This is a genomic window from Actinotalea sp. (assembly GCF_035443605.1).
GTDB lineage: Bacteria > Actinomycetota > Actinomycetes > Actinomycetales > Cellulomonadaceae > Actinotalea.
Map to the genome: position 1 here is coordinate 6,281 of NZ_DAORSQ010000016.1, position 25,338 is coordinate 31,618.

Annotated in this window: 20 protein-coding genes and 2 pseudogenes; 3 read left to right on the plus strand and 19 right to left on the minus strand. The window is 72.5% G+C overall.

Annotated features, from left to right (window positions below; all coding sequences use genetic code 11):
• The 15 genes and pseudogenes from PKY62_RS03260 to rpsD form a co-directional block, all read right to left on the minus strand.
• A pseudogene (locus PKY62_RS03260) lies at positions 1–1,187 on the minus strand (hypothetical protein); the annotation flags it as partial.
• Entirely contained in the window at positions 1,184–1,891 is a 708-nt protein-coding gene (locus PKY62_RS03265) for a prepilin-type N-terminal cleavage/methylation domain-containing protein (protein WP_324534807.1), read from the minus strand. The pseudogene PKY62_RS03260 and the gene PKY62_RS03265, both read right to left, overlap by 4 nt.
• Positions 1,888–3,288 (minus strand): type II secretion system protein, encoded by a 1,401-nt coding sequence (locus PKY62_RS03270; RefSeq protein ID WP_324534809.1) that lies wholly within the window; start codon positions 3,286–3,288, stop codon positions 1,888–1,890. The genes PKY62_RS03265 and PKY62_RS03270 overlap by 4 nt, the downstream gene beginning before the upstream one ends.
• A gap of 127 nt (positions 3,289–3,415) precedes the next feature.
• A complete protein-coding gene (locus tag PKY62_RS03275; protein ID WP_324534811.1) occupies positions 3,416–3,850 on the minus strand; it encodes a prepilin-type N-terminal cleavage/methylation domain-containing protein in 435 nt (144 codons plus the stop codon).
• A 294-nt stretch (positions 3,851–4,144) separates the two neighbouring features.
• Complete coding sequence (locus PKY62_RS03280; protein WP_324534813.1) at positions 4,145–5,374, minus strand: type II secretion system F family protein; 1,230 nt, start codon at positions 5,372–5,374, stop codon at positions 4,145–4,147.
• The gene (locus tag PKY62_RS03285) at positions 5,371–6,957 is read right to left on the minus strand and encodes a type IV pilus twitching motility protein PilT (RefSeq protein WP_324534815.1); all 1,587 of its coding nucleotides are present in this window, start codon (positions 6,955–6,957) and stop codon (positions 5,371–5,373) included. The genes PKY62_RS03280 and PKY62_RS03285 overlap by 4 nt, the downstream gene beginning before the upstream one ends.
• Before the next feature lie 88 nt (positions 6,958–7,045).
• Complete coding sequence (locus tag PKY62_RS03290) at positions 7,046–8,716, minus strand: GspE/PulE family protein (RefSeq protein ID WP_324534817.1); 1,671 nt, start codon at positions 8,714–8,716, stop codon at positions 7,046–7,048.
• Positions 8,717–8,842: 126 nt separating this feature from the next.
• Entirely contained in the window at positions 8,843–9,952 is a 1,110-nt protein-coding gene (locus PKY62_RS03295; protein ID WP_324534819.1) for an LCP family protein, read from the minus strand.
• Between the two features lie 4 nt (positions 9,953–9,956).
• A complete protein-coding gene (locus PKY62_RS03300) occupies positions 9,957–10,838 on the minus strand; it encodes a shikimate dehydrogenase (RefSeq protein WP_324534821.1) in 882 nt (293 codons plus the stop codon).
• On the minus strand, positions 10,835–12,004 hold the full coding sequence (gene mltG, locus PKY62_RS03305) for an endolytic transglycosylase MltG (protein ID WP_324534823.1): 1,170 nt from the start codon (positions 12,002–12,004) through the stop codon (positions 10,835–10,837). Before mltG ends, PKY62_RS03300 begins: the two co-directional genes overlap by 4 nt.
• Positions 12,001–12,555, minus strand: a complete 555-nt coding sequence (ruvX, locus tag PKY62_RS03310) for a Holliday junction resolvase RuvX (protein WP_324534825.1) — start codon at positions 12,553–12,555, stop codon at positions 12,001–12,003. Before ruvX ends, mltG begins: the two co-directional genes overlap by 4 nt.
• On the minus strand, positions 12,548–15,214 hold the full coding sequence (gene alaS / locus PKY62_RS03315; protein WP_324534827.1) for an alanine--tRNA ligase: 2,667 nt from the start codon (positions 15,212–15,214) through the stop codon (positions 12,548–12,550). Before alaS ends, ruvX begins: the two co-directional genes overlap by 8 nt.
• A gap of 119 nt (positions 15,215–15,333) precedes the next feature.
• On the minus strand, positions 15,334–15,726 hold the full coding sequence (locus PKY62_RS03320) for a hypothetical protein (protein ID WP_324534829.1): 393 nt from the start codon (positions 15,724–15,726) through the stop codon (positions 15,334–15,336).
• Positions 15,726–16,088, minus strand: a complete 363-nt coding sequence (locus PKY62_RS03325) for a DUF948 domain-containing protein (RefSeq protein WP_324534831.1) — start codon at positions 16,086–16,088, stop codon at positions 15,726–15,728. Before PKY62_RS03325 ends, PKY62_RS03320 begins: the two co-directional genes overlap by 1 nt.
• 109 nt (positions 16,089–16,197) lie before the next feature.
• Positions 16,198–16,824 carry a 30S ribosomal protein S4 gene (gene rpsD / locus PKY62_RS03330; protein ID WP_324534833.1) on the minus strand — a complete coding sequence of 209 codons (627 nt, stop codon included), beginning with the start codon at positions 16,822–16,824 and terminating at the stop codon, positions 16,198–16,200.
• 398 nt (positions 16,825–17,222) lie between these two features.
• Here rpsD and PKY62_RS03335 point away from each other — a divergent pair, with 398 nt between their 5' ends.
• The gene (locus PKY62_RS03335; protein WP_324534835.1) at positions 17,223–18,116 is read left to right on the plus strand and encodes a DUF559 domain-containing protein; all 894 of its coding nucleotides are present in this window, start codon (positions 17,223–17,225) and stop codon (positions 18,114–18,116) included.
• 141 nt (positions 18,117–18,257) lie between these two features.
• Here PKY62_RS03335 and PKY62_RS03340 read toward each other — a convergent pair whose 3' ends face one another.
• Complete coding sequence (locus PKY62_RS03340; RefSeq protein ID WP_324534837.1) at positions 18,258–19,640, minus strand: replication-associated recombination protein A; 1,383 nt, start codon at positions 19,638–19,640, stop codon at positions 18,258–18,260.
• A gap of 69 nt (positions 19,641–19,709) precedes the next feature.
• On the opposite strand from PKY62_RS03340, the gene PKY62_RS03345 reads away from it, so the two are divergent.
• Positions 19,710–21,941, plus strand: a complete 2,232-nt coding sequence (locus PKY62_RS03345) for an MMPL family transporter (protein WP_324534839.1) — start codon at positions 19,710–19,712, stop codon at positions 21,939–21,941.
• Positions 21,942–21,963: 22 nt separating this feature from the next.
• Complete coding sequence (locus tag PKY62_RS03350; protein WP_324534841.1) at positions 21,964–22,344, plus strand: hypothetical protein; 381 nt, start codon at positions 21,964–21,966, stop codon at positions 22,342–22,344.
• A 62-nt stretch (positions 22,345–22,406) separates the two neighbouring features.
• Here the strand turns inward: PKY62_RS03350 and PKY62_RS03355 are convergent, their stop codons facing one another.
• The 3 genes and pseudogenes from PKY62_RS03355 to PKY62_RS03365 form a co-directional block, all read right to left on the minus strand.
• On the minus strand, positions 22,407–23,219 hold the full coding sequence (locus PKY62_RS03355) for a GNAT family N-acetyltransferase (RefSeq protein WP_324534843.1): 813 nt from the start codon (positions 23,217–23,219) through the stop codon (positions 22,407–22,409).
• A gap of 20 nt (positions 23,220–23,239) precedes the next feature.
• Positions 23,240–25,039 carry an aspartate--tRNA ligase gene (aspS, locus tag PKY62_RS03360; RefSeq protein ID WP_324534845.1) on the minus strand — a complete coding sequence of 600 codons (1,800 nt, stop codon included), beginning with the start codon at positions 25,037–25,039 and terminating at the stop codon, positions 23,240–23,242.
• A 53-nt stretch (positions 25,040–25,092) separates the two neighbouring features.
• A pseudogene (locus PKY62_RS03365) lies at positions 25,093–25,338 on the minus strand (hypothetical protein); the annotation flags it as partial.

A 25,338-nucleotide genomic window follows, 5' to 3' on the forward strand; every position in this document is an offset into this window, starting at 1 on the left:
GTCGTCGCCCAGGTGTTCGGGTTGCCGGCCGTCGTCGGCACATCCTGGATGTAGACGACGTTGTTGGCCGGGACCGTGATCGTGGCGCCCGCGGCGCTCCCCAGCTGGTTGGCGCCCGTGCCGGGAAGGCCGCACGCGGCCGGCGTGGTGCCGCTCGTCGCGGGGTCCCCAGCGACGTTGGTCGCCCGGGTCCACGGTGAGCGCACCGTCATGGTCCCGTTGGAGTTGAACCTGATCGTCGTCGGGCCGGTGTAGAGGCACCCCGGACGCGGGACGTCGACGCCCGTGAGGTCGGACCGCGTCTCGCGCTTGAGCTGGGTGTTGGTCGGCGGCATACCGATGACGCCCTCGCGCGACGGCTGCCCTGCGAGGTCGAACACCTGGCCCGTGCACGAGTTGTAGTTGGAGTCGCGCGGGCGGTACAGCAGTGCGGTCGCGCTGGCGGGGTTGTACCCCGTCGTCACCTGGCGCGTGAACCGCGCGTTGCAGACCCGCATGATGTCGTTGGAGTGCGCCGGTCCGTCGACGACGTCGTTGCTGCCGAAGGCGATCTCCTTGCATCCGGTGTTGGGCCGTCCGGCCCACGCGTAGCGCACGCACGTGGCGACGTTGTCGCCCGTGATCTGCGGGTCCTGGATCTCGTAGTCCGTGAAGTAGAGGAAGTCGATGAAGCCCCGCTGACGCAGGTCGGCCACGATCGAGCGCGTCTCCGCGCCGACGCGCCCGGTCGCCTGCAGGCGCAGAGTCCCGCTGGAGTAGTACGCCGAGTTGTCCACCTCGTAGCGGAACTGCGACGTGCCGTCGCTGCCGGGCACGGTGGCCCACGTCCCGGAGACCCCCACGCCGAAGGCGGCGTTGGTCGCGGACCCGGTGGGCAGCGTGACGTTCGAGTTCGCGATGTTGCTCGGGTCGGCAGGGAACGGTCGCGAGAACGTGGAGGCCGGGTTGCCGTACTGGAAGTACGTCGTGTCATTGGCGAGCCGGCTCTGGTACTCCTCGATGGCGGCGTAGGCCGCAGCGAGCGCCCCGCTCCAGTCCTGGTCGGAGCGCGCCTTGTCGAGCGTGCCGACCGAGTAGGCGACACCGGCGACGAGCAGTGCCGAGAGCGTCATGCCGACGCCGAGGACCAGCGGTAGGGCGATGCCCCGGTCCCGCTGGGCCATGAGGGAGCGGAGGAAACGGATCATGGTGTCGCTGCTCCCAGGAGGTTGACGCCGAGGTTGGGGATACCGACGGTGTTGGTGAGGACGACGGGCTCGGCCCGCGCGGTGAGGTCAGCCTGCACCGACAGGGTGACCTCCACCCGCACGATGCTCGCGAGCTGAGTGGCGGTGAAGCCGCTGCCGGGGATCACCAGCGCGACGGCGTCGCGGTCGAGCGAGTCGTAGTACTGGAACACCGGGGCCGCCGCGACCGGCGAGATCTTGCGGGCGATGACACGGCTGGTCGAGGGTGAGGTCGCCGTGCCGACGAAGGTCCAGTTCGGCTCGCTCGCGGCGTTGGCGAACCATCGGTGCTCCGTGAGGTCCCGGGACCCGCTCACCTCGAAGCGCACTTTGACGGGCTGCGGGTCGGCCGCCGAGGTGTCGAGGAACGCGTGCATCTCGAGGAACTCGGCGCCGGCGGCGATGAAGACGGGGCGCCTGCCCCCGGTCATGGGGATCTCGGTGCCGGACCGGATCACACGGGTGATCTCGTTCATGCCGACCGCCGCGATGTTGGTGCTGTCGGTGGCCGACCGGTCGCGCGTGAAGGTCCGAGAGATCGAGCTGACGAGCCCGAGCACGACCAGCGAGAGCACGCTGATGAGCATCATGGTCACGATGAGCTCTGGCAGGCTGACGCCGCCATCCCGCGGCGGCCGGCCCTTGCCGTGCTCGACCGCGCTCACGGGGCCACCACTCTCGGGTCGAAGGTGACCACACCGTTGGCGCCGCCGGCCGTCTCGCTGCGGCCCGTGGTCGTGACCAGCGTGAGCTGAGCCTGCGTGACACGCACCCAGCTCGAGCCGTTGTACGACTCCAGGTACCACGAGCCGAAGGGCAGCGCGACGGTCATGGTGCCGCTGCCCGGCAGTCGCGTGGCAGCGGTGTTGCCGAAGCTGTAGACGACCGGCGTGGCGCCGCAGCCAGGGTCCTCTGTGGCCGCCTGACCCGTGGTCGAGGTCGCGCGCAGCTGGCGACCGCCGGCCGACCCTCCGAGCGTCACCGTGACGACACCCATCGGCACGTTCGTCGCCGCGGTCCCGCCGGGCACCGTGGTGAAGGCTGGCTCGCGCACGCCGGAGATCGGTTGGCTCGCGAGGTCGGTGCCGTCCGGCCACGCCTCCGGGTCGGCGGCGACGCACGTTCCGGCAAACGCCTGGTAGCCGGACGCGATGGGGTGCATCGGCAGGGTGCGCGTCGTCACGGTCGTGTCGATCGTGGGCTGGGCGACGTACGGGTCGACCCCCCCGAGGTAGGTCGTGGCGACGTTCGCCGGGATGCGCGTGCCGGGGACGGGCGACGTGGTCGCGTAGCTCGCCGTCACGGTCGCCGCCCGGTCGTACTGGAACTGGACGGTCGTCGACTGGTTCGCGATGACCGAGACCGTCGTCGACGCGGTGGCCGCGTGCCGGTCGTCGACGTAGCCGGACCGGGAGACGGTCACGTCGTAGTTGCCGGGCACGACCTTGAGGATGTAGGAGCAGCCCTCGGAGTCGGTCGGCGACGGCGCCGTCGCCAGGGCCGTGGCGCCGTTGGCCGGCGACCCCACCGTGGCGCCGACGGTGACGCCGGAGCTGCCGGAGCCCTGGGAGTTGAGCACCGAGACGAGGATGGTGCCCTTCGTCGGGTCGTTGATCCGCTCCTGGGGATCGATGATCGTGTCGGCCCGGACCGCGTCCGTGCTGGACCGCATGTTGTCCCACGTGATCGTGACGTTGACCCGCTTGTAGCGCAGCGTCCCGCCTCCGGAACCGCACTCGAGGTCCAGGCCGGGGTCGGAGACCCACTGCGTCTCGCGGTGGATGTGGAACGTGTCCCCGTTGAGGACCACGTCGTCGAGGTCCTCGGTCAGCAGCGCGAACAGGTCGTCCGAGCTCTCCCGCGACCGGTCGATCTCCTGCGCCGCGAGGTTGAGCGCCACCTGGCGGGACCGCGAGTCCCGGGAGACCGAGAGCACGGAGGTCATCGTGTGCACCACGCCGACCGAGATGAGCGCGAAGATGAACATCGCGACGATCACCTCGATGAGCGACGAACCTTCGTCTGGCCCGGCAACGAACCGCCGGCGGACTACTCGGTGCACTGGGACCCTCCTCGAACGACCGCTGGGACTCGTTCCTGCAACTGCGGGTGCAACGGGCTGACTCGCCCTGACGGCACTGTGGGGCGCCGCTCAGGCGGCGCCCCACAGTCGTCCTAGAGCATCAACATCACGGACCGGCGATGACGCCCGTGTCGGAGTCGTAGGTGTAGACGTCAGCGCCACCGTTGAGGTTGGCGTGCGTCGCCTGCAGGGTGAAGCCCGTGGCGTCGGCCGCGGTGACGTCCATGTCGACGCCCACGGTGCCGTTGAAGCCGTTGAGGTCGAAGGGGCCGGCGGCGGTGACGACTCCGTTGGTCTCGACGACCACGCCGTTGAGGGCGCTGTAGTCGCCGTTGTCGTCAACAGCCTGGGACTCGGCGGCGATGGCCGCGTTCTTGAGGTCGGACTCGACCTGGGAGACCCAGGCCTTCTCGCGCTGGTTGAGGAACGCCGGGATGGCGATCGCGGCGAGGATGCCGATGATGATGATGACGACGAGGAGCTCGATGAGCGTGAAGCCCTGCTCCTTGTTCTCGAGCGACTTGCGGATACGAGCGATCACGGGAAACTCCTCTTCGATGGCGATTCTGGTGGTGAGTGCTGCCGGCCGGGGCCGGTCTGCTTGGTACAAAGAGTTCATCGGTGGGGCGGCGCGGGGACTTGAGCCCCGGAACGCGTCGGGAGCCCTTTTCACCCGCTCGGCCCATCACATTCCTTGCGCCCGTGCCGACGGAACCGGACATTCCGCCACAAGGGTGCACATCCCGACAGCCCGCCGCACCACTGCGCGCACCCGCAGACGACGACGGCCGCTCCCCCTCCGGGAGCGGCCGTCGTCCTGCCGAGGCGGGCGGGCTCAGCCGACCAGCTCGAAGATGGAGAAGATGGGCATGTACAGGGCGATGATCATGCCGCCGATGACGGTGCCGAGGATGCCGATCATCAGGGGCTCGATGAGCGAGGTCAGCTGCTCGGTGGTCGAGGTGACCTCCTCGTCGTAGAAGTCGGAGATCTTCTCCAGCATGATCTCCATGGCGCCCGAGTCCTCACCCGTGGCGATCATCTGGACCACCATGGGCGGGAACACGGGGTGCTTCGCCAACGGCGCCGACAACGACTGCCCCGTGCGCACGTTGTCCTGGACGTCCTTGACCGCCACCTCGATGACCCAGTTGCCGCTGGTCTCCCCCACGATGTCCAGGGCCTGGAGAATGGGCACGCCCGCGCCGAGCATGGTGCCGAAGTTGCGCGTGAAACGTGCAATCGCGACCTTCTGGAACAAAGGACCGAAGATGGGGATCTTCAGGAACAGCGGATCCTTCTTCGAGCGCACGGCGTCGTCATTCTTGTGCTTGCGCCACCACACGGAGAAGACGATGGACACCACGAGCAGCACGGGTGCGAGCCACTTCATGACGCCGGACAGGAACACCAGCACCTTGGTCGGCGCGGGCAGCTCGCCGCCGAGGTCGGTGAACATCTGCTCGAACACCGGCACGATGAACAGCAGCATGCCGACCACGGCGAGGATGGCCATGATGAAGACCATCACCGGGTAGGTCATCGCGGACTTGATCTGCGCGCGGAGCTTGACCTCGGACTCGTAGTTGGCCGCCACGGACAGCAGCGCCTGCTCGAGGAAGCCGCCCACCTCGCCGGCCTTGATGATGTTGATCATGAGCGGCGGGAAGGTGTCCTTGTGGCGTCCGATCGCCGCCGAGAGCGACGTGCCCGTCTCGACGTCGTTGCGCACGGTCGCCAGCACCTTGGCCAGCGCCTTGTTCTCGGTCTGCTGGGCCAGGATCGACAGGGTCCGCAGCAGCGACAGGCCGGCGGAGATCATCGTGGCCATCTGCCGGGCCATGACGGCCAGGTCCTTGAGCGTGATCTTCTCGCCCATCCCGGGGATGGAGATGTCCCGGTTGAGCCCGGTGTTCTGCACCTCGGAGATCGACAGCGGGGCCATGCCCATGGTCTTGAGCCGGTTGGCGACCGCGGCCTCGTTGCTGGCCTCGATCCGGCCCTTGACCATCTTGCCCGAGCGGTCCCGGACGGCGTACTCGTACGTGCGCGCCGCGCCGCTCATCGCAGCACCGCCGAGCCCCCGGGCGCGCCAGCGGTCGAGGCGTTCATCGGGCCGGCCATGCCGCCGGCGCCCTGCGTCATGCGCGACGTGCGCCCGACGAGCCGGTTGTAGTCCTCGACGTGGTGGCACTTCTCCAGGCCGACCTCGTAGGTGATCCGCCCGGCCCGGACGAGCTCCGCGAGGTGCTGGTCCATGGTGTGCATGCCCTGGCCGGCACCCGCCTGCATCGCCGAGTAGATCTGGTGGGTCTTGCCCTCGCGCACGAGGTTGCGGATCGCCGGCGTGGCGAGCATCACCTCGGTCGCGACGGCGCGGCCCTTGCCGTTGGCCTTCTTGCACAGCGTCTGGCAGACGACGCCCTGCAGGGCGCTGGCCAGCTGCGTGCGCACCTGCTCCTGCTGGAACGCCGGGAAGACGTCGATGATGCGGTCGATGGTCTGCGCGGCGTCCTGGGTGTGCAGGGTGGCGAAGACGAGGTGACCGGTCTCGGCGGCGGTCAGCGCCACGGAGATGGTCTCCAGGTCGCGCATCTCGCCGACGAGGATGATGTCCGGGTCCTGGCGCAGCACGTGCTTGAGGGCGTTGGCGAACGAGTGCGTGTCCGCCCCCACCTCGCGCTGGTTGATGAGCGACTTCTTGTGGCGGTGGAGGAACTCGATCGGGTCCTCGACGGTCATGATGTGGTCGCTGCGGCTGCGGTTGGCCAGGTCGATGATGGCCGCGAGCGTGGTCGACTTGCCCGAGCCCGTGGGTCCGGTGACGAGCACGAGCCCGCGGGGCAGGCCGGCGAAGTTCGCCACCACCGGCGGGACCCCGAGCTCCTCGAGCGGCTTGATCTCGTAGGGGATCATCCGGAAGGCCGCGCCGACGGAGTCGCGCTGCTTGTAGTAGTTGACGCGGAAGCGCGACACCCCACGCACGGCATAGGCGAAGTCGAGCTCGAGGGCGTCCTCGAAGACCTCGCGCTGCTTCTGGCTGAGGATCCCGTACAGCGTGCGCTGCAGGGCCTCGGCGTACATCACGGGGAAGCCCTCGAGGGGCCGCAGGCCGCCGTCGAGCCGGATCATCGGCTGGGCGCCGGAGGTGAGGTGCAGGTCGGACCCGCCGGACTCGATCATCGCGCGCAGGGCGGCGTCGAGGTCGACGTCGCCCTCCTGGGCGACCTGCGCGAGGCCGATGCGGGCGCTGCGCTCGGGCACCCGACCGCCGCGCGCGGCGGCCGACGGCGCGGCGGGCTGGGTGGGCGGCGCGGCGGGGGCTGCCGGCTGCGACGCGTAGGTCTGGACCGGCGCGGGCGGGTACACCGGGGCGGGCGCGGCCGAGGCGAAGGCGCCGGCCGTCAGCGGGGCCGGCGGGGCTCCAGGGGCCGGTGCGGCGATCGGCGAGCCGAGCGGGGCCGGTGCTGCGCCCATGCTGCGTCGCGTGGGCAGCTGCCCCGGGGAGCCGGCCAGGGGCGGCTGCCCGTAGGGCATCGCCTGACGCGTGGGCAGCTGTCCCGTCACCGGAGCTGCGGACGCCCCGCCGAGGTACGGCGGCACCGCGCGGTAGGTCTCTGGCCCGGGCTCGGGGGCGATCTGGTTCACAGCTGGCCTCTCGGTCGTCGGCGCCCGTACGGGACGCTCACGTGTCGTCTATCGACCGGGGTGGTCCCGGCCTTGAGGGTGAAGGTCGTCAGGCGACGACGCGCAGGATCTCCTCGATCGAGGTCTGACCGAGCATCACCTTGGTCCAGCCGTCCGAGCGGAGCGTGATCATGCCCTGCTCGCGCGCCGTCTTGCCGATGTCCGATGACGACGAGTGCGCGACCGCGTGCCGCTCGATGTCCTCCGTCACGCGCATCACCTCGTGGATGGCCATCCGGCCCTTGTAGCCGGTCTTGGAGCACGCCGAGCAGCCGGCCGCGCGGTGCAGCACCGGCAGCTCCTCCCCCGGGTTCCACGGGAACCGCGCGGCGATGAGCTCGACCTCGGTCGGGGTGTACGGCTCCTTGCACTTGGCGCACAGCCGGCGCGCGAGGCGCTGGGCGACCACGCAGTCGAGCGCCGAGCCGACGAGGAAGGGCTCGATCCCCATCTCGACGAGGCGCGTCACCGCGCTGGGCGCGTCGTTGGTGTGCAGCGTGGAGAGCACGAGGTGCCCGGTGAGGGCGGCCTCGATGGCGATCTGCGCGGTCTCGTGGTCGCGGATCTCGCCGAGGAGCACGACGTCCGGGTCAGAGCGCAGGATCGAGCGCAGCGCACCGGCGAACGTGAGGCCCGCCTTGGGGTTGACCTGCACCTGGTTGATCCCGGGGAGCCGGTACTCGACCGGGTCCTCGACGGTGATGACGTTGATCTCCGGCCGGGACACCGCGTTGAGCGTCGCGTACAGCGTGGTCGACTTGCCCGAGCCGGTGGGGCCCGTGACGAGGATCATCCCGTACGGCTTGGAGTAGGACTCCTTGTACGTCTCGTAGTTCTCCTCGAGGAAGGACAGGTCGCGCAGGTCCAGGCTCGCCGTGGAGTTGTCGAGGATGCGCATGACGACCTTCTCGCCCCACACCGTCGGCAGGGTGGCCACGCGCAGGTCGATCTTGCGGCCCTGGTGGACCACGGACATGCGGCCGTCCTGGGGCTTGCGCCGCTCGGCGATGTCGATGTCGCTCATGATCTTCAGCCGCGAGATGACGCCCGACTGGATGTGCTTGGGCGCGCGCTGCATCTCGTGCAGCACGCCGTCGATGCGGTAGCGCACGCGCAGGTCGCTCTCCGCCGGCTCGATGTGGATGTCCGAGGCGCGGTCCGAGATCGCCTGGGTCACCAGGAGGTTGACGAACCGCACGATCGGCGCGTCGTCCTCGATGGTCTCGCCGACCTTGGACAGGTCGTTCTCGGCCTCGTTGTCGTCCTCGAAGGCCGAGGCGAGGTCGTCGATCTCCTCGTCCGCGCGGCAGAACCGGTCGATGGCCGCGAGCAGGTCCTCGCGCGTCGCGACCACCGGGTGCACGGGCATCTGGGAGTGCGTGCGCGCGTCGTCGACCGCCAGGACGTTGCCCGGGTCCGCCATGGCCAGGACGAGGTAGCCCTCGACCACGCCGACCGGCAGCACGGTGTAGCGGCGGCACATCGCGCTCGGGACGCGCGCCACGGCCGACCGGTCGACGGGGTAGTCGGCGAGCTCGATGAACGGCATGCCCACCTGGTTGGCGAGCGCGCGGACCAGCTGTGCCTCCGAGAGCATGCCGATCTCGACCAGCACCCGGCCGAGCGACTGCCCACGGATCACCTGCTCGTCGAGCGCGGCCATGAGCTGCGCCTCGGTCACGAGCCCCTCGTCGAGGAGGATGTCACCCAGCTGCTTCACAGGAGTCCTTCCGGGCGCCGAGGACCAGGACCCGCGCGGGAGCGCGTCGGTCGGTGCCGTGCAGTGACTATCGGCAGGCGGGGCGCCGGGCTGAAGCCCGGTTCTGCGCCCGGTCGGGCGCCGGGGTCAGGGGACGACGGCGGGCAGGCGGTCGACGTCGTCGGGGTGCGCCAGGAGGTAGGCACCCACCGTGTCGGCGGCGACGGAGGCCATCAGCTCGTCGAACCGAGCGCGGTCGAGCAGGACGATGCTCTGCCCGTCGTCGCTGGTGCCGACACCGGAGATCGGCACCGTGAAGAAGGACAGGTCGTCGTTGCCGAGGTCCCTGGCCTGGGTCACCAGCCCGCTGATGACGTCCGGCGTGAACCCGTCGTCCACGGCGACCGAGCGGGTCACGGCGTCGAGGAACGCGACGGCCGTGACCGGGTTGCGCAAGGTCCCGTTGGCCGTCACGCGCCGGGCGATCGCGCGCATCCACGCCTGGTGCCGCTGCACCCGGTCGAAGTCGCCCCGCACGAGGTTCTTGCGCTCGCGCGCCCAGACCAGCGCCTGCTCGCCCGTGAGCACCTGCTCGCCCGCGGTGACCATGAGGTGGCCGCGGCGGTCGTACAGATCGTCGGCGAGCGTGATCCGCACGCCGCCGATCGCGTCGGTGATCGCCGCGAAGGACTCGAAGTCGGCGATCGCGAAGTGGTCGATCCGCACCTGGGTGAGCTGCTCGAAGGTCTGGATGAGCAGCGTGGGGCCGCCAAGGGAGTAGGCCGCGTTGATCTTGGCCTCGCCGTGGCCGGGGATGTCCACCCACGCGTCGCGCGGGATCGACATCGCGTAGGCCGCGCTGCCGTCTGCGGGCAGGTGCACGAGCAGGATGGCATCGGTGCGCTGCGCGCCCGCCACCCACTGGGTCGGGTCGCCCGCCGAGATCCGGCTGTCGGAGCCGAGCACGAGGATGTTCATGGCCGCCGCGGTGCTGGGCGCGGCGGTCTGGCCGGGGGCGGGGCTCGCGGCCGGGACGGTGGGCCGGTCGGTGAGGTCAGCGAAGGGGTCGACGATCCGCTCGACGTTGCTCGAGAGCCGCCCGGCCAGCACGGCGACGCCGATCCCTACCCCGCCGACCAGCGACGTGACGAGGACGAGGACGGTGAGCAGCACCCAGCGGTCGCGCAGCCGGCGGCGAGGGGCCGGCTCGGCGGCGGGCTGGTCGTCGGCGAGCTGGTCGTCCGGCTGGTCGGGCACCCGCTCAGGGTAGGTCACCGGCGGGCCGGTCGAGAGCCGCCGTCAGGGCGACATCCATCGCCTCGAGCGGCGCGGGCCGGCCCGTCATGAGCCGCACCTGCTCGGCCGCCTGGTGCAGGAGCATCCGCTCCCCGCCCACCACGGTGCCGCCACCGTGGGCCCACGTGGTGCCGAGCGCCGTCGGCCGCGGGTCGTAGGCGCAGTCGAGCAGCAGCCCGAGCGGCGCGCCCCGTCCCGGCTCGCCGGCCAGCCTCGCCGCCAGGGTCGCGGCCAGCGCGTCGGCGCCGTGCGGCGGCAGCGTCGAGATCACGACGTCGGCCGCGAGCAGCTCCGCGAGCAGTCGCTCGACGGGCTCCATGGCCCAGAACCGCGGCTCGACGCCCATCCGGTGCGCGGCCCGCATGAGCGAGCCGGCGCGGCCGAGCGACCGGACGAGCACCGTCGGCGAGGTGCAGCCCAGCTCGGCCAGCGCCGCAAGGCTCGAGGCAGCGGTCGCTCCCCCGCCGAGGACGACACCCCGACGGACGGCGGGCGCACCCAGCGCGGCGACGATCCCGTGCACGTCGGTGTTGGCGCCCACGAGCGTGCGGACCCGGCCGCCCTGGACCAGCACGGTGTTCACCACGCCGAGCACCTCGGCCAGCGGCTCGACGTGGTCGAGCAGCGGCAGCACGGTCTGCTTGAGCGGCATCGTCAGGCTCAGGCCGGCCCACGTCGCGTCGAGGTCCTCGACCACCTCGGACAGCTGGTCGGCCGTGACGTCGAGGGCGTCGTAGCGCCAGCCGTGCAGGCCCAGCGCCGCGTACGCCGCGCGGTGCAGCACCGGGGACAGCGAGTGGGCGATCGGGTGGCCGAGCACCGCGGCCCGGCGGCCCGGGGTGCTCACCCCTCGTCCGCCGCGTTCTCCTCTTCCCACGCGCGCAGCAGGGCCACGTTGGCCAGGTGCTCGGGGTAGGTCTCGGCGAACCGGGTCTCCCCCGTCTCGAGGTTGATCGTCACCCAGAACAGCCACGGGCCGTCCGCCGGTGCCAGCGCGGCGTCGATCGACACCTCGGAGGGCGCGGCGATCGGCGTGGGCGGCAGGCCGGTGTGCAGGTAGAGGTTGAAGGGCGTGTCGGCGTCGAGGTCCGCCCGGGTCAGGTCCCTGCCGGACACCCCGGCGCCGTAGGCCACCGAGGCGTCGATGTCGAGCTTCATGTCGATGTCGAGGCGGTTCTGGATGGCGCGCGCCACCATGGCCCGGTCCTCGGGCGTGCGCGCCTCGGCCTCGACGAGGGAGGCGACCGTGAGGACCCGGAGCCGATCCGCCGGGGCGACGCCCCGCGCGTCGAGGATCGCGACCGTCTGCGCGACCATCGCCGCGACCATCTCGGTCGGTGTGGTGCCCGGCTCGAACGTGTACGTCGAGGCGAACATCCAGCCCTCGTAGCTCCCGGCCGCCTCGGCGGGCAGGCCCGTCGCGGCGGTGTCGGCCATCGCGGCCTGGAACTCCTCGACCGGAACGGTGGTCACCGAGGCGAGCTTCTCCAGGATCTGCTCCACCCGCAGGCCCTCCGGGATGGTCACCTTGGTCTGCACGCGATTCTGCGCGTCGAGCAGGGCGGTCACCGCGTCGGCGGCCCGCATCTGGAGCAGCAGCCGGTAGGTACCCGGCTGGATCCCTGCGGCGGCCGGGTCGGCGGAGAAGGCGCGCGAGAAGGCGAGCGGCGACTTCACGACGTCGGCCTCGGCGAGCACCTGCGCCATGGCGGCACCCGTGGCGCCGGCGGGGATGACCACCTCGACGCTGCCCTGACCGGGGCCCGGGTAGTCCTCGGCCTCCTGCTCGGTGCCACCCACCACGCTGCTCAGCACGGGCAGCACCCACTGGACCACGGCGAACGCGGTCGCGCCGAGCACCGCGAGGGTCAGCGCGAGCATGACGATGCGGCGACGGCGGCGGCGACGCCTGCGGTCCCGGTCCACCCGGCCGCCCCGGCGCGCACCCGACCGCGTGCGGCCCGGCTCGGGCTCGCCCGCGGGGGCGATCTCGTCGAGGAAGACGTCGTTCACGCAGAACCCTCCTGTTGCGTCGCGCCCCCGCTGCGATCCATCGTGTCCGTGCTCGGCCCTACCAGCTCGCCACCGCGCGCACCGGTCGCGCGCTCGGCGTCGAGCGCCGCCTGCAGGATGACGACGGCGGCCACCTGATCGACGACCTGACGGTGCCGGCGCCCGGGACGTCCCGAGGCATGCATGGCGCGGTGGGCCGTCACGGTGCTCATCCGCTCGTCGACAAGACGCACGGGAACGGGCGCGACGGCTCGCGCCAACGCACCACCATAGTTGCGAACCGTCGCGGACGCCGAACCCTCGGCGCCGGACAGCTGCCGCGGCAGGCCGACGTAGACCACCGCGGCCGCCCGCTCGGCGACGATCCCGGCCAGGTGCGCCAGGTGCGCGAGGTCGTCTGCCGAGGCCGGGTCCCGCGGAACGGTCTCGACCGGCGTGGCGATGAGCCCGTCGGGGTCACTGGCAGCGACACCCACGCGCACCGACCCCACGTCGACCCCGAGGCGCACGCCGCGCGGCAGCGCCCCGGACGCCCCGGGCACGTCAGGCACCGGCCACCCGGACGGCCTCGCGCACCGCGACGAGCGCTGCGGCCAGCTGTGCAGGGTCGGTCCCGCCGCCCTGGGCGACGTCGTCCTTGCCGCCCCCGCCGCCCCCGAGCACCGCGGCCGCGACCTTGGCCAGGGCGCCGGCACGCAGGCCGGCGGCCCTCGCGCCGGCGTTGGTCGCGACGAGCACGACGGGCCGGTCCTTGGCCACGCCGCCGACGGCGACGACGGCCGGCTCCTCGCCCAGCCGGCCCCGCACGTCGAGCGCGAGCGTGCGCAGGTCGTCCGCGGAGGAGACGGCGCCGGCATCGTGCGCCACGAGGCGCGCGCCGCCGTGCGCCACGGCACCGGCCGCGAGCGATGCAGCCTGCTCGAGCAGCCGGCCCTGCCGGAACCCGGCGAGCTCCTTCTCCGCCTCGCGCAGGCGCGCGGCGAGCGACGCGACGCGCTCGGGCAGGTCCTCCGGGCGCACCTTGAGCGTGTCGGTCAGGGTCGCCACGAGGGCGCGCTCGCGCGCCAGGTGATGGAAGGCCTCCAGGCCCACGAGGGCCTCGACGCGCCGCGCGCCGGAGCCGACGGACGCCTCACCGGTGAGCGCGATGAGCCCGATCTGGCTCGAGTGGTCCACGTGCGTTCCGCCGCACAGCTCGCGCGACCAGGGGCCGCCGATCTCCACGACGCGCACCTGCTCGTCGTAGGTCTCGCCGAACAGCGCGATCGCGCCCCAGGCGCGGGCCTCGGGCAGGGTCATGTACTGCCAGCTGACGCCGAGGTCGCGGCGGATCGCGCGGTTGGCGACGTCCTCGACCTCGCTGCGCGTGGCAGGCGACAGCGCCTGGTTCCACGCGAAGTCCAGTCTCAGGTAGCCGGGCTTGTTGTACGAGCCGGACTGCAGCGCGTCCGGGCCCAGCACCTCGCGCAGCGCGGCGTGCACCACGTGCGTGCCGGAGTGCGCCTGGCGCGCGCCGAGGCGCCACTCGGGGTCGACCTGCGCCAGCACCGCGGTGCCCGGAACCAGCTCGCCCTCGACCACGCGCACGGTGTGCACCACCAGGCCCTTGACGGGGCGCTGGACGTCGAGCACCTCGAGGCGAAGGCCGTCCCCGGTGATGAGGCCCGCGTCGGAGTCCTGGCCGCCGGACTCCGCGTAGAACGGCGTGCGCTCCAGCACGACGTCGACCGTCTGCCCCTCGCCCGCCGCGGCGACCCGCACGCCGTCGAGCAGCAGGCCGCGCACGGACGACGACGTGCTCAGCTCGGTGTAGCCGGTGAACTCCGTCGGCCCGCTCGAGCGCAGCTCCCGGTACACCGTGGTGTCCAGGTGCGCGCCCCTCTTGGCCTTCGCATCGGCCCGCGCCCGCTCGCGCTGGGTGCGCATGAGGTCCCGGAAGCCCTGCTCGTCGACGTGCAGCCCCTGCTCGCCCGCCATCTCGAGGGTGAGGTCGATGGGGAAGCCGTACGTGTCGTGCAGCGCGAACGCCTGCTCCGCCGCGAGCGAGGTCGCCCCGGCCTGCTTCGCCCTCGCCACCGCGGTGTCGAGGATGGTGGTGCCCGCGACGAGCGTGCGGCGGAACGCCTCCTCCTCGGCGTAGGCGACGCGCGAGATGCGGTCGAACCCGGTGACGAGCTCCGGGTAGGACGCCCCCATGGCGTCCTTCGAGACCGGCAGCAGGTGGGGCAGCGCGAGCTCGTCGACGCCCAGCAGCTTCATGGCCCGCACGGAGCGGCGCAGCAGTCGGCGCAGCACGTAGCCGCGCCCCTCGTTCGACGGCGTCACGCCGTCGCCGATGAGCATGAGGGAGGAGCGCACGTGGTCCGCCACGACGCGCATGCGCACGTCGTCGTCCCGGTCGGCGCCGTACCGGCGGCCCGAGAGCTCCGCCGCCGCGGAGATGACGGGGAAGACCTCGTCGATCTCGTAGAGGTTGTCGACGCCCTGCAGCAGGTAGGCGACCCGCTCGAGGCCCATCCCGGTGTCGATGTTCTTCGACGCCAGCTCGCCGACAACGTGGAAGTCGTCCTTGGCGTTGACCTGGTCGATCGCGTACTGCATGAAGACGAGGTTCCAGATCTCGAGGAACCTGTCCTCGTCGACCACGGGGCCGCCGTCGGCGCCGAACTGCGGGCCGCGGTCGACGTAGATCTCCGAGCACGGGCCGGCCGGGCCGGGCTGTCCCGTGTGCCAGTAGTTGTCCTTCTTGCCGCGGCGCTGGATGCGCTCGTCCGGCAGCCCGGCGATCCGCTTCCAGAGCGCCGCCGCCTCGTCGTCCTCGTGGTAGACGGTGACCCAGATCGAGTCCGGGTCGAACCCGTAGCAGCCGTCCGCGACGGAGCCGGTGACGAGCTCCCACGCGTAGGAGATCGCCCCCTCCTTGAAGTAGTCGCCGAACGAGAAGTTGCCGTTCATCTGGAAGAACGTGCCGTGGCGGGTCGTCTTGCCCACCTCGTCGATGTCGAGGGTGCGCACGCACTTCTGCACGCTCGTGGCACGGTCCCACGGCGGGGTCTGCTGGCCGAGCATGTACGGGATGAAGGGGACCATCCCGGCGATCGTGAAGAGCGTCGACGGGTCGGGCGAGATGAGCGACGCGCTCGGCACGACGGTGTGTCCGCGCTGGCCGAAGTAGTCGAGCCAGCGCTGTCGGATCTCGGCGGTCCGCATGGTGTCCTTCACGGCAGGGCGGGCGGGCCGGCGTGCTGGCCGGCGCCCGGGTTCGGTGGGCGGTGTCGGTGTGCGATCGGTGGTGACGGTGCGGGGCGGTCCGCGGCCGGGGCCGCGGCCTAGAAGTCGTAGAGCGGCTCGTCCTCGTCGACGCGCCCGCTGGGCACGGCCCCCGGCGCCGGCGAGGTTCCCGACGCGCCGGCATCCTGGGCAGGCGGGTTGGGCCGCAGGTGCTCGCCACGGCCCGCGCGGTCGCGACGTCCGAAGACCGCTCCTGCGTCGCCACCCTCGGGCGTGACGAGCAGGGACCCGAGCAGCTCGCGCTCCCGGGTGGCGCGCGCGGTGGTGAACGTGTCCACCGACTCCCGGAGCGCACTGACCGTGCCGCGGCCCGCGTGCTCGACCTGCTCGGCGACGCCGTCGGGCGTGTAGCGGTGCACGGCGGTGCGCACGCGTCGGGCCAGGAGCACGGCGCCGGCGGCGCCGACGCCCACCCAGAACAGGCGCGCCATCAGCGTCGGACCTTCTCGACCAGCCCGGACAGCGCCTGGCGCACCCCGTAGGAGAACGCGGCGACCTTGATGAGCGGGCCGCCGACGGTCGCCGCCACGAGCGCCGTGAGGGCGGAGACGTTCTGGCTGATCTCGGCGGCCGACGTCGTCACGGTGTCGACCTTGACCAGCTGGGCGTTGGTGGTGGCGACGGTCGCGGCGGTCTCGTCCAGCACCGGGACGGTGTGCTCCGTGAGCTCCTTGACCGACGTCCTGGCCTCGTCGAGCACCTGCGAGAGGCGGTACAGCGGCATGGCAAGGAAGCCGACGAGGATGAGGAACCCGATGGCTCCGAGCAGACCGGCGACATCTCCGACGGACATGGAGATCCTTCCTCGAGGGCAGATACCAGGACGACCTTACTCGGGCCGGGCGCAGCGACGCCCCGCACCAGCCGGTCGGGCCGGCCGTGGTGCGGGGCGTCGTGGGCGATCAGCGCGAGTAGTACTCGACGACCAGCTGGACCTCGCAGGTCACCGGGACCTCGGCGCGCTTGGGGCGGCGCGTCAGCACGGCGGTCAGCTTCTCGAGCTGGACCTCGAGGTAGCCCGGGACGGCCGGCAGGACGTCGCGGTGCGCACCGGCGGCGGCGACCTGGAACGGCACCGTCGTCTGGCTGCGCGGCTTGATCTGCAGCGTCTGGCCCGGGGTCACCTGGAACGACGGACGGTCGACGATCTTGCCGTCGACGAGGACGTGACGGTGGACGACGACCTGGCGCGCCTGCAGGATGGTGCGGGCGAAGCCGGAGCGCAGCACGAGGGCGTCCAGGCGCATCTCGAGGTTCTCGACGAGGGCCTCACCGGTCAGGCCGGGGGTCTTCTTGGCGGCCTCGAACGCACGGGCCATCTGCTTCTCGCGCAGGCCGTACTGGGCGCGCAGGCGCTGCTTCTCGCGCAGACGCACCGCGTAGTCGGACTCGGTGCGGCGGCGGGCGCGGCCGTGCTCGCCGGGCGGGTAGGGCCGCTTCTCGAAGTGGCGGACGGCCTTCGGGGTGAGGGCCAGGCCGAGGGCCCGGGAGAGGCGCACCTGGCGGCGCGCGCGGGTCACAGAGGACACGTGGGACTTCCTGTCGTTGTCGAGGCACATCCCGCGGCGGGTTCTCCCGGCGGGTGTGGGACCAACCTTCGTGGTGCGGCTGAGGTCCCCAGGGGTCACCCGCAAGCGGGCAACCCCCCAACTCTACCCCACCCTGAGCGGCTTCCCACCCCTCCCCCACTCCGTGTGCCCCCTCCCCACCACCCCCGTCCGCCCACCTCGCCCATCCCGCCACTGCGGGTGCAGTTCTGGAACCGATCGGGGTCCGTCGTTGACCGATCAGTTCCAGAACCGTGCGGGGATGGGCGGGCCGGCAACGTTCACGGTGTTGTCCACCGGGGACCGTGCGCTGGAGTGGGTCCACAGGCTGCAGGGTCCCGCCCGCGGTGAGCCTGCCGTCCCGTCACGATCCCGGCGTGGTGAAGCGGCGCGCTCAGGAGTGGATCCCGCCGGTTGCGGCCGCCCAGGCGGGCGTGTTCACCGTGGCGCAGGCGCAGGACGCCGGGATGACCACGGCGCAGGCTCGGCACCGTCGCGAGAGCGGCGCCTGGCGAAGGGTTGCCGGTGACGGCTTCACGCTGACCTCGGCCGCCGCGACGCCCATGTGCCAGGTACAGGCAGCCGCGCTCACCTGGCCGGGCGGGGTCGTGGCCCTGTCGAGCGCCGCGCGCCTGCACCGCCTTCCGGTCCCGGACGACGGCACCGTCCACGTCGTCGTCTGCCGGCGGACCCGCTCGAGGCACCTGCTCGTCTCGCATCGTCTGGACCTCGACCCGCAGGATGTCGTCCGGGTCGGGATCGGACTCGTGACCAGCAGGCGACGCACGATCCTCGACTGCCTCGGTCGCCTCCCGGAACGGGACTCCCAGGGTCTGCTCGCCTGGGTCGCCACCCGCGACCTCCTGTCGACCGACGACCTGGCGGAGGCACTCCGCCGGCGCCCGAGAAGCTGGGGTTCCCCAGCCCGACGCGCGGCGATGGACGACCTCGCCCGCGGGACGCTCAGCGGCGCGGAGCGTCGGCTCCACACGATCCTGCGACGGGCCGGGCTGACGGGCTGGGAGTTCAACCAGCGGGTCTGGGACGCCGACGGCTTGATCGGCCGGGTCGACGTGCTGTTCGCGGCCGCCCGGCTGGTCATCGAGGTGGACGGCTACGCGTTCCACGACATCGGGCGGTTCCAGGCTGATCGCTCGCGCCAGAACCGGCTGGTCGCTGCCGGCTTCACCGTCCTGCGCTTCACCTGGGCCGACCTCGCCGATCGGCCGGCCGCGGTGCTCGCCCAGATCCGCCTGCTCGTCGCCGACGGCTGAGCACCGCGACGTCGTCGTGCGCACCGCCGTTCTGGAACAGTTCCGTGCCACCAGTGCGCAGATCCGTTCCAGGACCCAGGTCCGAGGAGCGGCGAGTCGGCGCAGGGACCGGGAGTCGGGAAGCCCCAGCGGAGCCTGGGGTCAGGGGCCGTCGAGGATCGCTCGGATGCGCTCCAGCCGGGCGCTGACGGCGTGCTCCGCACCGCGGTCCGACGGACGGTAGTAGCGGACACCGACGAGGTCGTCAGGCGCGTACTGCTGGGCTGCGACGGCGTGCGGCTCATCGTGCGCGTAGCGGTAACCCTGGCCGTGGCCCACGCGCTCCGCTCCCGCGTAGTGGGCGTCGCGCAGGTGCGGCGGCACGGGACCGACCTTGCCGGCGCGCACGTCGGCGATCGCCGCGTCGAGCGCCGTGTACGAGGCGTTGGACTTGGGCGCCGTCGTCACGTGCACCACGGCCTCGGCGAGGATGATCCGCGCCTCCGGCATCCCGATGAGGGCGACGGCCTGGGCGGCCGCGACGGCGGTCTGCAGCGCCGACGGGTCCGCCATGCCCACCTCCTCGGCCGCGGCGATGACCACCCGCCGCGCGATGAACCGTGGGTCCTCCCCCGCGACCACCATCCGGGCCAGGTAGTGCAGGGCGGCGTCGACGTCCGAGCCGCGCATCGACTTGATGAACGCGCTGATGACGTCGTAGTGCTGGTCGCCCGCGCGGTCGTAGCGCACGGCGGCGACGTCGACCGCCTGCTCCACGGCCGCCAGGGTGACCACGGCCGGGGGGAGCTGCGCACCGGCGAGGTGCGGCGCGGCCTGCAGCACGGCACCCGCTGCGGCCTCGAGCACCGTCAGTGCCTTGCGGGCGTCGCCGCCCGACAGGCGCAGGAGGTGGTCCTCGGCGTCCTCGTCGAGCACCACCGTGCCGCCGAGCCCGCGCTCGTCCTCGACCGCGCGGCGGAGCAGCGCGCGCACGTCGTCGCTCGAGAGCGGCTGCAGCGTGAGCAGCAGGGAGCGGGACAGCAGCGGCGCGTTGACAGAGAAGCTGGGGTTCTCGGTCGTCGCCGCCACGAGGGTCACCCAGCGGTTCTCGACGCTGGGCAGCAGGGCGTCCTGCTGCGTCGTGGAGAACCGGTGCACCTCGTCGATGAACAGCACGGTCTCCGCGCCGCCGGTCGCCAGCCGGCGCCGGGCGTCCTCGACCACGGCCCGGACGTCCTTGACCCCGGACGTGACGCCGGAGAGCTCCACGAACCGCCGGCCGGACGTCGCGGCGACGAGGTAGGCGAGGGTCGTCTTGCCCGTGCCCGGCGGTCCCCACAGCACGACGGACGACGGCGCCGCCCGGCGCGAGGCCTCATCGGCCGGCTCGACGAGCCGCCGCAGCGGGGAGCCCGCGCTCAGCAGGTGCTGCTGCCCGGCGACCTCGGCCAGCGACCGGGGCCGCATCCGCACCGCGAGGGGCGCGCCGTGCGCGGAGCTCGGCAGCCCCTGCTCGGTGGCGGTCGCGGCGTCGAACAGGTCCATGCCGTGAGCCTACGCAGCGCCCGGCGGGCCGATGTGCACCCCACGGCGCCGACCTGGGATGCTGATCAGGTGTTCGACTCCCTTGGCCGCACGATCGCCCGGCACCCGAAGTGGGCGATCCTCGCATGGGCCGTGTTCACCGTGGCCTGCTTCGCCGTCACCCTGGGTGGCGTGGCCGGGGAGAACCTCTTCGACCGGCTGTCGACGGGCGCCCCCGCCGTACCCGGCTCGGAGAGCGACATCGCCGACGGCATCATCGCCGACTCCTCGGTCAACGGTGCGAGCCTGACCCTCGTCGTGCAGGGCGCCGACCCCCTCGACGAGGACGTGGCGGCACCCGTCGCGAACGCCAGGGCTGACCTGCTGGCCATCCCCGGCGTGGCGGCGGTCGTCGACCCGTTCATGATGCCGGACGGACCCACCAACCCCGCCGTCGCGTCCCTGCTCGCCGCGAACGGTGACGGCTTCCTCGTCGTCGTCGAGCTCGAGCACGAGATCACGGAGGACGCGCAGGACGCCGCGCTCGTCGCGGTCGAGGAGCGCCTGCGGGCGCTGCCGGCAGAGCTGACGAGCGCCGCCGACGCCACGGGCATCGTCGGCGGGACCACGCTCATCGTGGAGGAGATCACCGACCAGGTGGAGCAGGACCTGCGCACCGGCGAGGCCATCGCGCTGCCCGTCGCGCTGCTCATCATGGTGCTCGTCTTCGGTGGCCTGCTGTCCGCGTCGATGCCGATGGTCGGGGCGCTGGCGTCGATCGCGGGCGGGCTGGGCAGCGTGTTCGTGCTGTCCCACTGGCTCGAGATGGACGCGTCGGTCGTCAACGTCGTGACGATCCTCGGGCTCGGCCTGTCGATCGACTACGGCCTGCTCATCGTGTCGCGCTTCCGCGAGGAGATGCACCTGCTGCTCGACGCGGACGAGGGCGCAGCCGTGCGCCGCCGCCGGGGCGACGGGGCCGTCCAGACCGCTCTGCGGCGCACCATGCAGACCGCCGGGCGCACCGTGACGTTCTCCGCCCTGACCGTCGCGATCTCGATCCTGGGGCTCGTGGTCTTCCAGCCCTCGATCCTGCGGGCCGTGGGCTCGGCGGGCGTCGCGGTCATCCTCGTCGCCGTGGCGACCGCGCTCACGCTCGTCCCGGCGCTGCTCACGCTCGCGGGGCGACGGCTCATCAAGCCCGGCGTCGTCGGCCGCATCCCCGGTCTGCGGTGGATCATCGCGCGCACCGGCGACGTCTCGGCGGAGGAGGGGGTCTTCTCCCGCCTCACCGCGTGGGTGCAGCGTCGCCCGTGGGCGGTCCTGGCCGGCAGCCTCGTCGTCCTCGGCGTGCTCTCGTTACCCCTGGCCCACCTCGAGCTGCGCAACTCGACCACCGAGCTGCTGCCCCTCGGCTCGGACCAGCGCGAGTACGTGGAGATCCTGGCCGAGCAGTACCCGAGCTCCAAGGCCCCGACGGTCCTCGTGGTCGCCGAGGGATCGCTCGACGACGTCCAGGAGTGGGGCGACCAGCTCGCCGACCTGCCCGACGTCCTCTCGGTCGACCCGGCGGCGCCGCTCGGTGCGTACGTGCTCGTCGGGGTGCGCGTGGACACCACGGACCCGGGCGGCGGGGTGGCGCGCGACGTCGTGCATGCCGTGCGGGACACCGAGGCGCCCTTCCCGACGTGGGTGACCGGTCAGGCGGCCAACCAGATCGACTTCACCCAGGCCCTCATCGACCGGCTGCCCTGGGCCGCCGGGATCGTCGTCGTGGCGACCTTCGTGCTCCTGTTCCTCATGACCGGCTCCGTGGTCATCCCCGTCAAGGCCCTGCTCACCAACGTGCTGTCGATGTCCGCCTCGCTGGGCGTGCTCGTCTGGGTGTTCCAGGAGGGCCACCTCGAGGAGCTGCTGGGGTTCCGCTCCACGGGGGGCATCGAGACCTACGTCGTGGCGATGATCGTCGCGTTCGGGTTCGGCCTCGCGATGGACTACGAGGTCTTCCTGCTCTCGAGGGTCAAGGAGCTGCACGACGCGGGCGTGAGCAACGACGAGGCCGTGCGCCTCGGCCTGCAGCGGTCGGGCCGGATCATCACCTCGGCTGCGCTCATCATCATCGTGGTGTTCATGGGGTTCATCTTCGGCCAGCTGCTGGTCATCAAGGAGGTCGGCTTCTCCCTGGCCGTGGCGGTGCTCATCGACGCGACGCTCGTCCGGATGCTGCTGGTGCCGGCGACCATGACCCTGCTCGGCAAGCACAACTGGTGGGCCCCGGCGTGGTTGACGCGCGCCACACGCCGCTTCGCGATCGTCCACTGAGGCGCGCCGTCCGATGCGACCCGTGCCGGCGCCGCGCACCCCGGTGATGCGACCGGCACCGACGGACTTCGCGCGATACCGGCGGCTGCGGTGGCGGGCGCGCTGGGCGACGCTCGTCATCGGGTTCGTCGTCGTCGTGCTGACCCGGGCCATGGTGCTCCAGGCGACGGTCGACTCGGACGCCTCCCGGTGGGCGGTCCTGCCGTTCCTGCTCCTCTGCGGGGCGCTGGGGGCTGGCTTCATGGTCCTGCGCGCCCTCTGGCGGCGCTCCTACGCCGCGCGGCCCGTGGTCCAGACGCTCGACCCGACGCCCGGCGAGCTGTACGGCATCCCGATGCTCGACGACGACCTCCCCCGCCACCGGGGGTTCACCGGCGAGACGGACGTGCCGACCCGCTGGTGAGCCGGGACGGCGCCCGGTCCGACGACGGCCACGACGCCTCGGCGCCAGCCGGCCCGGGCGGCTCAGCCGGGCGGGTGCGTCGCGCGTGGCGGCCCGTACGAGGCGAACTCCCCCTCGGTGACGAAGCCGAGCCGACGGTAGACCCGCCGCGCGGCGTCGTTGTCGGCGTAGTGCCCCAGCGAGACCCAGTCGGCCCCTGCGGTGAGGCCGGCCCGCACGGCGGCGACGGTCAGCGCGGCACCCCAGCCCTGCCGTCGGGCCGTCGGCACCACCCCCAGGCCGTGCAGGTGCCACGACACGTCCAGCCGGGCAGGGTCGCCGGCCCGCGTGGCCGCACCGACGACGCCGAGCAGCCCCACGGGTCCGCGCACGCCCCACCAGCCCACCTCGCCGTCGGCCGCCGGCTCGGCGGTGGTGCCGGGGTTCGCCACGGCAAGGCAGGCGCGGATGGCGGCGGCGTCCGCGATCCGGTCCAGCGGCACGACGTCGTCCTCGCCCGGCACCTCCGGCGGCACCGTGTCGGTGGCCATCCAGTCCCACGTCGAGAAGGGCACCAGCCCCGTCGCGGCGAGCACGCCGCGGGGCACGTGCGCGCCCCGCGGCAGGCTCATCCAGCCGACGTCGGCGACCACGGAGCGCGCCGCCGGGTCGCCGACGAGCTCGCCCAGCCGGTGCACCACGGCGTCGGCCGCACCACGACCGACGAGGGTCACGCGCGACGGCCGCGCCAGGGCGAGCACCACGGCGCGGTCGTCGCCCCGCAGCGCGACGACGGGTCCGTGCCCGCGGTCCCCCAGGAGCAGGCGGTCCGACCGCCAGCCCGGGGGCAGCACGCCCGGCAGGTCACCGGGCAGGTGGCCTGTCGTGTCACCCATCCGCAGCCCGACCGGGTGGCTCAGGCCGTGGGAGCCGCGGCCGGCACGGCCCCGGCTGCCGCGGCCGACGGCGCGACCCCGTCCACCCCGGCCTCCTTGCGCTGCTGGGCCGTGATCGGCGCCGGCGCGCCGGTGAGCGGGTCGTAGCCGCCGCCCGACTTCGGGAACGCGATGACGTCGCGGATCGACTCCGAGCCCGTCAGGAGCGTGAGGATCCGGTCCCAGCCGAAGGCGATGCCGCCGTGCGGCGGCGCACCGAACGCGAACGCGTCGAGCAGGAAGCCGAACTTCTCCTGGGCCTCCTCCTCGCCGATCCCCATCATCTCGAACACCCGCTGCTGCACGTCGCGGCGGTGGATACGGATGGACCCGCCGCCGATCTCGTTGCCGTTGCAGACGATGTCGTAGGCGTACGCCAGCGCCGCACCCGGGTCGGCCTCGAAGGTGTCGATCCACTCGGGCGTCGGCGAGGTGAAGGCGTGGTGCACCGCGGTCCAGGACCCGGTGCCCACCGCGACGTCGTCGTCCTCGCCGGTCGGCTTGAACAGCGGTGCGTCGACGACCCAGAGGAAGGACCACGCCGAGGTGTCGATGAGCTCTGCCCGCCGCCCGATCTCCAGGCGCGTGGCCCCGAGCAGCGCGCGCGCCTCGGGGGCCTTGCCCGCCGCGAAGAAGACGCAGTCGCCCGGCCGGGCGCCCGCGGCCGCCACGAGACCCTCGCGCTCCGCGTCCGACAGGTTCTTGGCGACGGGACCGCCGAGCTCGCCGTCCTCGGAGACCGTGACGTAGGCCAGGCCCTTGGCACCGCGCTGCTTGGCCCACTCCTGCCACGCGTCGAACGTCCGGCGCGGCTGCGAGCCGCCGCCCGGCATGACGACGGCCCCGACGTAGGGCGCCTGGAACACGCGGAACGGCGTGGCGGAGAAGTAGTCGGTCAGCTCGACGAGCTCGAGGCCGAACCGCAGGTCCGGCTTGTCGGTGCCGAACCGGCGCATCGCCTCGGCGTAGGTCATCCGCGGGATGGGGGTCGGGACGGTGTACCCGATGAGCTCCCACAGCGCGACGAGCACCTGCTCGGCGACCGCGATGACGTCGTCCTGCTCGACGAAGCTCATCTCGACGTCGAGCTGGGTGAACTCGGGCTGGCGGTCCGCGCGGAAGTCCTCGTCGCGGTAGCAGCGGGCGATCTGGTAGTAGCGCTCCATGCCGGCCACCATGAGCAGCTGCTTGAAGAGCTGCGGCGACTGCGGCAGGGCGTACCAGGAGCCCGGTGCGAGGCGCGCGGGCACGACGAAGTCGCGTGCGCCCTCGGGCGTCGAGCGGGTCAGCGTGGGCGTCTCGACCTCGACGAAGTCCTGCGCGTCGAGCACGGCGCGCGCCGCCGCGTTGGCCTTGGCCCGCAGGCGCAGCGCGCGCGAGGGGGCGGGGCGGCGCAGGTCGAGGTACCGGTAGCGCAGGCGCGCCTCCTCGCCGATCTGCTCGTCGAGGGCGGAGGACACCTGGAAGGGCAGCGGTGCGGACTCGTTGAGCACCACGACCGACTCTGCCGTGAGCTCGACGGCGCCGGTCGCGAGGTGCGTGTTCTCGTTGCCGGCCGGCCGTGCGCCGATGGCCCCGGTGACCTGGAGCACGTACTCGTTGCGCAGCCCGTGCGCGACGGCCTCGTCGCGGACGACCACCTGGGCGATGCCCGACGCGTCCCGCAGGTCGATGAACGCCACGCCGCCGTGGTCACGGCGACGGTCGACCCAGCCGGTGAGCGTGACGGTCTGGCCGATGTGCTCGGCTCGCAGCGAGCCGGCGGTGTGGGTGCGGAGCACGGGGGTCCTTCCGGGCGGAACGGGTCAGCGCCCTCGCGGGCGTCCGACCGATCCTAGTTGCCGCCGGGTCCCCCGCCTCCCTGCAGCGCCGCGAGTGCCGCCGGGTCGGCGCCGTCCTCGTGCTCCTCGCGGCGCGCGGGTGGCAGGGCGAGGGTCGCGAACAGGCCGAGCGTGACGAAGCCGGCGCCCACCACGGCCGTGCGGCGCAGCGCGTCGGCGAAGGCCGCGCGCGCGGCCTCGGCGATGGGCTCGCCGCCGGGCTGGGCCGCGATGCCGGGGATCGCCGTCCCCGCGGACTC